Below are 10,880 nucleotides of genomic sequence, written 5' to 3'. Positions count from 1 at the left end.
CCCTTGGACCCGCCGCGTGTGGGTTCGCGCGACCCACAGCCGGTTCAGGGGTCGCGCAAGCACCGACGAGATGGAGCACGCATGAACGCACCCAGCCCCGCAACGACCGCCGCCCAGCGGACCGCAGCCGGTCAGGTGCCGCTTCCCGCCGCCCTTGCGCCCAGGGCCGAGGGGCCGCGCATCTACAACCTCTTTCCGCTCCTCGTCGGTCGCGTCTCGGCCTGGACCGCAGAACTTCCACGGATCGCCGCCCTCGGCTTCGATTGGATCTATCTCAACCCCTTCCACCAGACCGGCGGTTCGCGCAGTCTCTACGCGGTGGCCGACCCCGACCGCCTGGACGAGCGTTTTCGCGACCACGACGGCACGTCTGACGACGAGCAGATCCGCCGCTTCTGTGCCGCGGCGGCCGCACAGGGCCTCAGTGTGATGACGGACCTCGTCATCAACCACACCGCCATGGACGGCCCGCTGGCTGCACAGCGTCCCGACCTGTTCGTGACGGACGCCGAGGGTCGGATCGAGAGCCCCTATGCCGTCGATCCGGACGATCCGTCGATCCGTACGGTCTGGGGCGACCTCGCCGAACTCGACTACCATTCGGAGGGCTCGCGCCGGGAACTCACCGCCTTCTGGTCGGGCTACGTCAATCGCCTGCAGGACCTCGGTGTCCAGGGCTTCCGTTGCGATGCGGCCTACAAGGTGCCGGCCACGGTCTGGCGCGACCTGATCGGCGCCGCCAAGGCGTTGGAGCCGGACTGCCTGTTCGCGGCCGAAACCCTTGGCTGCACCTTCCAGGAAGCACAATCCACCGCCGGAGCCGGCTTCGACTTCCTGTTCAACAGCTTCGCCTGGTGGGATCTCAAGGCCTCTTGGGCCCTCGATCAGTACGAGCGCCTGCGCGTGATCGCGCCCTCGATCGCATTCCCCGAAAACCACGACATGGCCCGTTTGGCGGCCGACCTCGATGGCGATCCGGCCGCCATCGCCCGTCATCTGACGGCGCGCTACGCCCTGTCGGCCTTCTTCTCGGCCGGCGTGCTGATGCCGATCGGCTATGAGTGGGGCTATCGGCGCGCCCTGCACGTCGTCGAGACGACGCCCGAGGCACGCGAATCCGCCACGGGCATCGACATTTCCGCCTCCATCGCGGCGATCAACGCCCTGCGGGCCGAGCTGCCGGCGGCCAATGTCGAGGGTGCGCAGGCGCGCATCTCATCACCCGACGCGCCCTACACCGCGCTCCTGCGCTTCGACACCGGGCACGGCGCCTCGGCCCGCAGCGCCACGCTCGTGCTCTACAACCCAACCGAGATGCCGGCACCGGTCGAGCCTGAAGCCCTGCTCGCCCGGACCGGCGGCATGCTCGGCGACTTCATCGACCGGACGCCGCAGGCTGACCCGATCGAATTCCGTCCAGGGAGCGCCCTGGCGCTGGAACCCGGCGAATTTCGCATCCTCGCCGCGGAGCGTGCCGATGCGAAGGCTGCCCTGAAGCCGAGCACGCCAACCGGCGAGGGCCGGGTCGTGATCGAGGCTGTGATGCCCGAACTCGACGGAGGTCGCTCCGCAATCAAGCGCGTGGTCGGCGAGAGCGTCTACGTCACCGCCGACATCTTCAGCGATGGTCACGAGATCATCGACGCCGAGATCCTGTCCCGGGCGGTCGGCGAAGCCGAGTGGCGCGCCGACCGAATGGTGTTCGCGGACAACGATCGCTGGGGTGGGCATTTCCCGCTCCTGCGCAACGCCCGCTACGAATTCACCATACAGGCCTGGCGCGACGGCTACTCCTCCTGGGTGCGGGACACCTTGAAGAAGCGTGATGCCGGCGTCGACGTGCACCTGGAGACGATCGAAGGCGTCGCCTTCGTGGTGGGCGCGTTCGAGAACGCGACCGGCCCGGACGCCATCAGACTGAAGGCCCTCGCCGGCGATCTCGAGGCGGCGGGAACCGGCTCGGCCGCGCAGCTCGATTTGATGCTGGAGCCGGCCAATGCCCACCTGATCCGCCGGCACGCGCCGCGCATCAACCTCTCCCGTTATCCCGTCGACGTGCCGGTGATCGCCGACCGGCTCGCGGCCCGGTTCTCGGCCTGGTACGAGATCTTCCCACGCTCGCAATCGATGGACGTGAACCGCCACGGCACCTTCGACGACGTCATCCGACGCCTGCCCGAGATCCGCGAACTCGGTTTCGACGTGCTCTATTTCACGCCGATCCATCCGGTTGGAAAGACCAACCGCAAGGGTAAGAACAACACCCTCAAGGCCCTGCCCGGCGATGTCGGCTCGGTCTATGCCGTTGGTTCGGAGGAGGGTGGCCACGAGGCGGTGCATCCCGACCTCGGCACGCTCGAGGATTTCCGCCGGCTCGTGGCAGCGAGCCACGCTTACGGCATGGAGATCGCCCTCGATTTCGCGATCCAGTGCTCGCCGGATCATCCCTGGATCAAGAACCATCCGGAATGGTTCGAGTGGCGCCCCGACGGCACGCTCAAGTTCGCCGAGAATCCACCGAAGAAGTACGAGGACATTTCCAACGTACACTTCTACGGCGGCGCGTTGCCATTCCTCTGGATCGAGCTGCGCGACATCGTCATGGGCTGGGCAGCGCTCGGTGCCCGCATCTTCCGGGTCGACAACCCGCATACTAAGCCGATCCCATTCTGGGAATGGATGATCGCCGAGGTCAACGCTCGCTATCCAGACGTAATCTTCCTGGCCGAAGCATTCACGCGACCGAAGATGATGAAGAAGCTTGCCAAGGCCGGATACCAGCAGAGCTACACCTACTTTACTTGGCGCGACACCAAGGCTGACCTGATTGCGTATTCGACCGAACTGGCTGGCGAGATGGGCGAATATTATCGACCGAACTTTTTCGCCAACACGCCGGACATAAACCCCATCTACCTGCAGACCAGCGGACGGGCGGGCTTCGTGGTGCGCGCGACCCTGGCCGCCACGCTGTCGAGCGTCTGGGGTATCTACAACGGGTTCGAGATGTGCGAGGCCGAGCCCTATCCGGGCAAGGAGGAGTACCTCAACTCCGAGAAATACGAGCTCAAGGCCTGGGACTATCGCCGGCCCGGCAACATCCGCGAGCACATCATCAAGCTGAATCAGATCCGGCGCGACAACCCGGCTCTGTGGGACTTCCGGAATGTCGTCTTCAACGGCGCCTACAACGATCAGATCATCGGATACGCCAAGGTGACGCCGGACGGGGACAACTGCATCTTCGTGCTGGTCAACCTCGACCCGCGCAACCGTCAGGAATGCACCTACGAGGTCCCGCTCTGGTTGCTCGGCCAGCCGGACGACGGCGCGGTGGAGGTCGAGGACCTGCTGCTCGGCTACAAGTTCGAGCTGCGTGGGAAATCGCACCGCATCGCCCTCGATCCCGCGGAGCGCTCGGCGGTGATCTGGCGCCTGCGCGCTCCGAGTCGGGTTGCGTAACTCACGTGCCCGTGTCAGCAAAAAACCCGGTGGCCCAGGCGGGCCGTCGTCGTGTCGCCCGATTGTCGGCGCCTACCCCGCTGACGGACGCCGCACGCTTCAGTCTCATTGCTGTGAGTGGTGCGGATGGCCAGGACACGCCCTTGAACTCGACGCATGAGGCAACGACGCGATGATCGATCGCAGCGATCCGCAATGGTACCGTGACGCCATCATCTACCAGATCCACGTCAAGTCGTTTTTCGACTCCAACAATGACGGGATCGGCGATTTCGAGGGCCTGACGCAGAAGCTCGACTACGTCCGCGACCTCGGCGTCACGGCGATCTGGCTGATGCCGTTCTATCCCTCGCCGCTGCGCGACGACGGCTACGACATCGGCGACTACCGCGAGGTCAACCCGTCCTACGGGACGATGGAGGAGTTCCGGAAGTTCGTGGATGCCGCGCACGAGCGCGGCCTGCGCGTCATCACCGAGCTCGTCATCAACCACACCTCGGACCAGCACCCCTGGTTTCAGCGCGCCCGCGAGGCGCCGGCCGGCTCACCTGAGCGCGACTTCTATGTCTGGTCGGACACCGACACGCCGTATTCCGACACGCGCATCATCTTCCTCGACACCGAGGTCTCGAACTGGACGTGGGATCCGGTCGCCAAGCAGTACTTCTGGCACCGGTTCTATAGCCACCAGCCCGACCTGAACTTCGACAATCCGGCCGTTCTCGAGGCGGTCATCGAGGTCATGCGCTACTGGCTCGACATGGGCGTCGACGGCCTGCGCCTCGACGCGATCCCGTACCTGATCGAGCGCGACGGCACGAACTGCGAGAACCTGCCGGAGACCCACACGGTCATCAAGGCGATCCGCGCGGCGCTGGACGCGAGCTATCCCGACCGGATGCTGCTGGCGGAAGCCAACCAGTGGCCGGAGGAGACCGCGCAGTATTTCGGCGACGGCGACGAGTGCCACATGGCATTCCACTTCCCGCTGATGCCGCGGATGTACATGGCGATCGCCCGGGAGGATCGGCACCCGATCACCGACATCATGCGCCAGACGCCCGAGATCCCCGAGGGCTGTCAGTGGGCGATCTTCCTGCGCAACCACGACGAACTGACGCTCGAGATGGTCACGGCGGAAGAGCGCGACTACCTCTGGTCGTTCTACGCCGCCGAGCGCCGTGCTCGTATCAATCTCGGCATCCGCCGTCGTCTCGCGCCGCTGCTTGAGAACGACCGGCGCAAGATCGAGCTGATGAAGTCTCTCGTCCTGTCGATGCCTGGTACGCCGGTGCTCTACTACGGCGACGAGATCGGCATGGGCGACAACATCTACCTCGGCGACCGCGACGGCGTGCGGACCCCGATGCAGTGGTCGCCTGACCGAAATGGCGGATTCTCGCGGGCCAACCCGCAGAAACTGTTCCTGCCCTCGGTGCAGGACCCGATCTACGGCTTCGACGCGATCAACGTCGAGGCGCAGACCCAGTCGCAGACGAGCCTGCTCAACTGGACGCGCCGGATGATCGCGATCCGCAACAATTCGGTCGCTCTCGGTCGGGGCGGGATGCAGTTCCTGTATCCGTCGAACCGGAAGGTGCTGGCCTGGATTCGCGAATTCGAAGGCGAGCGCGTCCTCTGTGTGGCCAACCTGTCGCGGGCACCCCAGGCCGTGCAGCTCGATCTGTCGGAATTGCGGAGCGCCGTGCCGATCGAGCTGACCGGAGGCTCAGAGTTCCCGCCGATCGGCGAACTGCCCTACCTGCTGACCCTGCCATCCTATGGCTTCTACTGGTTCTCGTTGAGTGCCGCGAACGCCGGCAGCGTCGGCCCGCAGCCCGAACTCCCGGAGCTGTTCACGCTTGTGCTCACCGGTGGGATCGAGACCTTGATGGCGGGACGCGAGCGCATCGCCTTCGAGCGCACGGTCGCTCCGCGCTTCATCGCCACCCGGCGCTGGTTCGCTGCCAAGGGCTCGCGCATCAAGTCGGTGCAGGTCACCGATAGCGCGGCCCTCAAGGATGGCACCGGCGAGGCGAAGTTCCTCCTCCCCCGTGTCGCGGTTCATCTCTCCACCGGCGAGCGGCAGGATTACTTCGTGCCGGTGGCCGTCGACGAGGGCCGCGAGGACGAGGCGATGCTCCAGCATGCGGTCGCCCGCGTCCGCCGTGGACCACGCACCGGCCTGCTCTTCGGCGCGGCAGCGTCGCCGGCCTTCGCAGTCTCGATGATCGAGGGCATGCGGGAGGGCCGCGAGATCGCCACCGAGACCGGACGTCTGGTCTTCTCGACCACCTCGGCCTTCGATCCCGAGATCACGGTCGACGCCTCCGAGATCCGCTCGCTGAACGCGGAGCAGAGCAACACGTCGATCGCCATCGGATCGAAGATGATGCTCAAGCTGCTGCGGCGGCTCCAGACCGGCGTCCATCCGGAGATCGAGGTCGGGCGCTTCCTCACTGAGACGGCGCATTTCAGCAACACGCCGGCCCTCCTCGGCGTCCTCGAGCACGTCGACGCCAGGGGTACCCGCACGGCGCTCGCGGTGCTGCAGGCCTTCGTGCCGAACCAGGGTGACGCCTGGACCCTCATGCTGGAAGGCCTGCGCCGTGACTTCGACACGGTGGTGCTCGCCCCCGAGAGCGAGGCGCCGTCACCGGCCGAGGCCTTCGAGACCCATCTGCGATGGGCGATCCTGCTCGGACGCCGCACGGCCGAGATGCACAATGCCTTCGCGGTGGAAACTGACGACCCGGCCTTTTCGGCCGAGCCGTTCGACCATGCCGACCTCTACGCGCTCGGCGACGATACCCGGCGTCAGGCCGAGCGGGCGTTCCGCGGTCTGGACGGCCTCGCGGGCCGTGCCTCCAACGCGGCGAGCACCGAGCTGGCCGGCCGCCGCCACGAGGTCGAGGCCGCCATCGAAACGTTGACCGCCAGGGCTCCCCTCGGGGCGATGAAGACCCGGATCCACGGGGATTATCATCTTGGGCAGGTGCTGGCGGCCGAGGATGATCTCGTCATCGTCGACTTCGAGGGCGAGCCCTCGCGGCCGGCCGACGAGCGCCGGATCAAGTCGACGCCGCTGCGTGACGTGGCGGGGATGCTGCGCTCTTTCGCTTACGGCGCCGAGACCGTGACCCGCGGGATCGCGGTACGCTTCTCGGATTCGGAGGAGCGCGCCCGCCGGGCTTCGATCGCCTGGCGCGGCATGATCGATGCGGCGTTCCTCGACGGTTATCGCGAGGCCGTCTCCGTGAGCCGGGCCGCCGTGACCGACCCGGAGACCGAGAGCCGTCTCCTCAAGCTCTCCCTCCTGACGAAGGCGCTCTACGAAGTCGATTACGAAGCCAACAATCGTCCCGACTGGATCGAAATCCCCGCCCGTGGGGTTCTCAACATTCTGGACGAGATCAAGAGAGGCGTTTGAATGATGGGCATCGACGAGACGTTCGCGAGCAGGACCGGCCAGGCATCCGGCACCTCCAGATCGGCGGACGTTGCGCCCGTTGCCACCCGGGCGCCTCATGAGGCGGTGCCGGAGACTGGTTCCGTCCACCCGGACGCGATCGCCGCCATCATGGCGGCGAACCATGGCGATCCCTTCTCCGTCCTCGGTCCACACCAGGTCGGCGAAGGCCAGTGGGAGGTGCGTGCCGTGCTCCCTGAGGCGAAGTCCGCCAGCCTCCTCGTCGGCGGCAAGCGGACGACCTTCGAGCGCAAGCACCCCGACGGGTTTTTCGTGGCCCGCGTGCCGAGCGAGAGGCGGCCCCTCTACGAACTCGTGGTCGAGACCTGGGACGGCGTCGAGCGCTCGCGCCACGATCCCTACGGTTTCGGCTCCTCGCTGCGCCAAGAGGACATCGACAACCTGCGCGAGGTCGGCAGCAACGTCACCTACCGCATCCTCGGCGCGCAGGCACGCAACGTCGACGGGATCGAAGGCTTCCGCTTCGCGGTCTGGGCGCCCAATGCCCGCCGGGTCAGCATCGTCGGCGACTTCAACAACTGGGACGGCCGGCGCCACCCGATGCGGCTCTGGCAGAACGGCGGAGTCTGGGAGCTGTTCGTTCCGGGCCTGAAGGCCGGCGCTCACTACAAGTACGAGATCCGGGGCGCCGATGGCGCGCTTCTGCCCCTGAAGGCCGATCCAGTCGCCTTCGCGGCCCAGAAGCCGCCGGAGACCGCGTCCGTTCTTCAGGGCACGAACGATCCGGACTGGCACGACGAGAAGTGGATGGCCATGCGCGGGGAGAAGGACCCGCGCCATATCCCGATCTCGATCTACGAGGTGCATCTCGGGTCCTGGGCGCGTGTCGCCGAGGAGGGCAACCGCTACCTGACTTATCGCGAGTTGGGCGAGCGCCTGCTACCCTACGTCAAGGAGATGGGCTTCACCCACATCGAGATGCTGCCGATCACGGAGTTCCCGTTCGACGGTTCATGGGGTTACCAGCCGGTCTCGCTGTTCGCACCGACCAGCCGCTTCGGCACACCGGATGACTTTGCCGCCTTCGTCGATACCGCACATGCGGCCGGCATCGGCGTGATGCTGGATTGGGTGCCGGGACACTTCCCCCTCGACGCGCATGGCCTGGGCCAGTTCGACGGTACGCATCTCTATGAGCATGCCGACCCCCGCCAGGGCTTTCACCAGGATTGGGGCACCTACATCTACAATTTCGGCCGCACGGAAGTGTCGAGCTTCCTCGCCGCCAACGCCCGCTTCTGGCTCGAGCACTACCACCTCGACGGCCTGCGCGTGGATGCTGTCGCATCGATGCTCTATCTCGACTACTCGCGTCGGCAGGGCGAGTGGATTCCGAACCGCTACGGCGGCAACGAGAACCTCGACGCCATCGAGTTTCTGCGCAAGACCAACGAGGCGACCTACGCCCACGCCCCCGGTACCCTGACGGTGGCCGAGGAATCGACGTCATGGCCGGGTGTCTCGCATCCGACCTATACAGGCGGACTCGGTTTCGGCTTCAAGTGGAACATGGGGTGGATGCACGACACCCTGAACTTCGTCTCGAAGGAGACGATCCACCGGCGCTACCACCACCACGACCTGACTTTTGGGCTGCTCTACGCGTTTTCGGAGAACTTCATCCTGCCCCTGTCCCACGACGAGGTCGTGCACGGGAAGGGTTCGCTGCTGGGCAAGATGCCGGGCGACCGCTGGCAGAAGTTCGCCAATCTCCGGGCCTATTACGGCTTCATGTGGGGCCACCCCGGTAAGAAGCTGCTCTTCATGGGCTGCGAGTTTGGCCAGGAAAAAGAGTGGAACCACAACCAGAGCCTCGACTGGCACCTGCTGGAAGACGGCATGCATCAGGGCGTCAAGGATCTGATCCGCGACCTCAACCATCTCTACGCGTCGACGCCCGCTCTCCACAGCCGTGACACGGAGGCCGGTGGCTTCCAATGGCTCGTGGCCGACGACCAGGACAACAGCGTCATCGCCTGGGCCCGCAAGGGTCGCGAGCCGGACGAGATCGCGATCGTCGTCTCGAATTTCACGCCGGTGCCCCGCGAAGGCTACCGTATCGGTGTTCCGGCGGCCGGATCCTACCGGGAGGCGATCAACTCGGATGCGGAACGTTACGGCGGCTCCAATATCGGCAACATGGGTGGCGTCCAAGCCGAAGCGATCGCGAGCCACGGCCAGCCCTACTCGGTGTCACTGACAATTCCGCCCCTGGCCACCACGATCTTCGTTCGCGAGGGCTGAGCTTTTCCGAAACGTACCTTTTCCTGCAGGCTCTCCTGCGGAAAGAGGCTTACGGACTTGAGACGAAGAAAGCCGGTGGGTCGCCCCACCGGCTTTCTTCGTTTCGGCCGTCTCAGGTTCCTGAAGTCAGGCCGCGCGCAATCGCAGGCCGGCGGTGTTGCCGAAGGCCCTCGCATAGAGAGACGCATAGTTCGTGGCAGCTTGGTCCCAGCCGAACGAGCGCGACATGGCGTGGCGGCGCATGGCATTCAGGCGCTTCTTCTGCGCGAAGGTCTCGAAGGCCCGGCGAATGGCACCCGAGAAGCCCCGCGCCGATGCCTCGCCGAAGGTAAAGCCGGTGACGCCATCCTCGACCGTGTCGGCGAGACCGCCGGTACGGTGGACGATCGGCAGCGAGCCGAAGCGCTGAGCGTACATTTGAGCCAAACCGCAGGGCTCGAAACGCGAAGGCATGAGGAGGAAGTCGCTGCCGGCGAACATCCGGCGGGCGTCGCGCTCCTCGAACCCGACATGCACGCCGACCGCGGCGGGATGACGCCGGGCCAGATCGCGCAACGCACCTTCGAAGCGGCCCTCGCCCTGGCCGATGACGACCAATTGGCCACCCTCGGCCACAATGGATTCGGCCGCGCCGATGCTGAGGTCGATGCCCTTTTGATGGACGAGCCGGGACACGACGGCGAAGAGCGGACCGCGCGAGACGGCCAGGCCGAACTGCCGCCGGACGGTCTCGGCATTGGCCCGCTTGCCCTTCCAGTCATCGATCTCGAAGCGAGCGGCCAGATGCGCATCGGTGCGCGGATCCCAACTCTCGTCGATGCCGTTGAGGATGCCGGCAAGGCGCCCCTGCGCTGCGCGGGTGCGCAGCAGCCCATCAAGGCCGCAGCCGGATTCCGGCGTGATGATCTCACGGGCGTAAGTCTCGCTCACCGTCGTGACGTGCGAGGCGTAGTAGAGCCCGGCCTTGAGGAAGGAGAGCTGGCCGTAGAACTCGACCCCGTCCATCTGGAACGCGTCCTCCGGAACGCCGAGTCGCCCCAGGGACTCGCGTGGGAAGACGCCCTGATAGGCGAGGTTGTGCACCGTGAGGATGCTCGGCACCCGCAGCCCATTCCAGGCGAGGTAGGCGGGAGCGAGGGCAGCCTGCCAGTCGTTGAGGTGCAGGAGGTCCGCCGCCCAGGCGGGGTCGATCCCGCGTGCAAGCTCGGCGGCGGCGAGGCTGAGGCGGGCAAAGCGGATGTCGTTGTCACCGAAATCGCCTTGGGCATTGCCGTAGGGCGTACCGTCGCGCTGGTAGAGGTCGGCATTGAGGATGACGTAGACTTTAAGCCCATCGCCGGTCTCGACGAGGCCGAGGTCGCAGGGGGGAATGCCGGCCTGTCCCGGCAGTTGCGCGACGACCGGGATGTGGTCGAATCGTTCGACCACCTGGCGATAACCGGGAATGAGGACGCGGACGTCGTAGTGCTTGCGAAGGGCCCGGGGAAGCGAACCGGCGACTTCGCCGAGGCCACCCGTTTTCACGAAGTCGGCCATCTCGGGGGTGGCGAAAAGGATGCGGGGTTGGAATTGCTGACGGGATCGGGTGCTGCGGTGAAAGTCGGAATGATCGGGCTGATCCGGCAGGCTCATGAAGGCGTTCCCGCGTCGAGGGAGAGGCGGGAACGGAGAGCGAGAGCCCAGC

4 protein-coding genes are annotated in these 10,880 nt (G+C 65.9%); 3 read left to right on the top strand and 1 reads right to left on the bottom strand.

Features of this window, described 5'->3' with window-relative positions; all coding sequences use genetic code 11:
* The first annotated feature begins 81 nt into the window (after positions 1–81).
* The 3 genes from ACLBWX_RS05755 to glgB all read left to right on the top strand — a co-directional run bounded on the left by ACLBWX_RS05755 (position 82) and on the right by glgB (position 9,196).
* The gene (locus ACLBWX_RS05755; protein WP_447676120.1) at positions 82–3,462 is read left to right on the top strand and encodes a maltotransferase domain-containing protein; all 3,381 of its coding nucleotides are present in this window, start codon (positions 82–84) and stop codon (positions 3,460–3,462) included.
* Between the two features lie 172 nt (positions 3,463–3,634).
* Complete coding sequence (gene treS / locus ACLBWX_RS05750; protein ID WP_447676119.1) at positions 3,635–6,892, top strand: maltose alpha-D-glucosyltransferase; 3,258 nt, start codon at positions 3,635–3,637, stop codon at positions 6,890–6,892.
* On the top strand, positions 6,893–9,196 hold the full coding sequence (gene glgB, locus ACLBWX_RS05745) for a 1,4-alpha-glucan branching protein GlgB (protein ID WP_447676118.1): 2,304 nt from the start codon (positions 6,893–6,895) through the stop codon (positions 9,194–9,196).
* 126 nt (positions 9,197–9,322) lie between these two features.
* Here the strand turns inward: glgB and glgA are convergent, their stop codons facing one another.
* A complete protein-coding gene (glgA, locus tag ACLBWX_RS05740) occupies positions 9,323–10,828 on the bottom strand; it encodes a glycogen synthase GlgA (protein WP_447676117.1) in 1,506 nt (501 codons plus the stop codon).
* Positions 10,829–10,880: the final 52 nt, after the last annotated feature.

Source organism: Methylobacterium sp. M6A4_1b, assembly GCF_053345175.1.
This window is presented reverse-complemented; position numbering and strand designations above follow the sequence as displayed.

Bases quoted from the DNA above. Each gene is read 5' to 3' on its own strand.
- treS (WP_447676119.1), top strand. From the start codon at position 3,635: ATGATCGATCGCAGCGATCCGCAATGGTACCGTGACGCCATCATCTAC.
- ACLBWX_RS05755 (WP_447676120.1), top strand. From the start codon at position 82: ATGAACGCACCCAGCCCCGCAACGACCGCCGCCCAGCGGACCGCAGCC.
- glgB (WP_447676118.1), top strand. From the start codon at position 6,893: ATGATGGGCATCGACGAGACGTTCGCGAGCAGGACCGGCCAGGCATCC.
- glgA (WP_447676117.1), bottom strand. From the start codon at position 10,828: ATGAGCCTGCCGGATCAGCCCGATCATTCCGACTTTCACCGCAGCACC.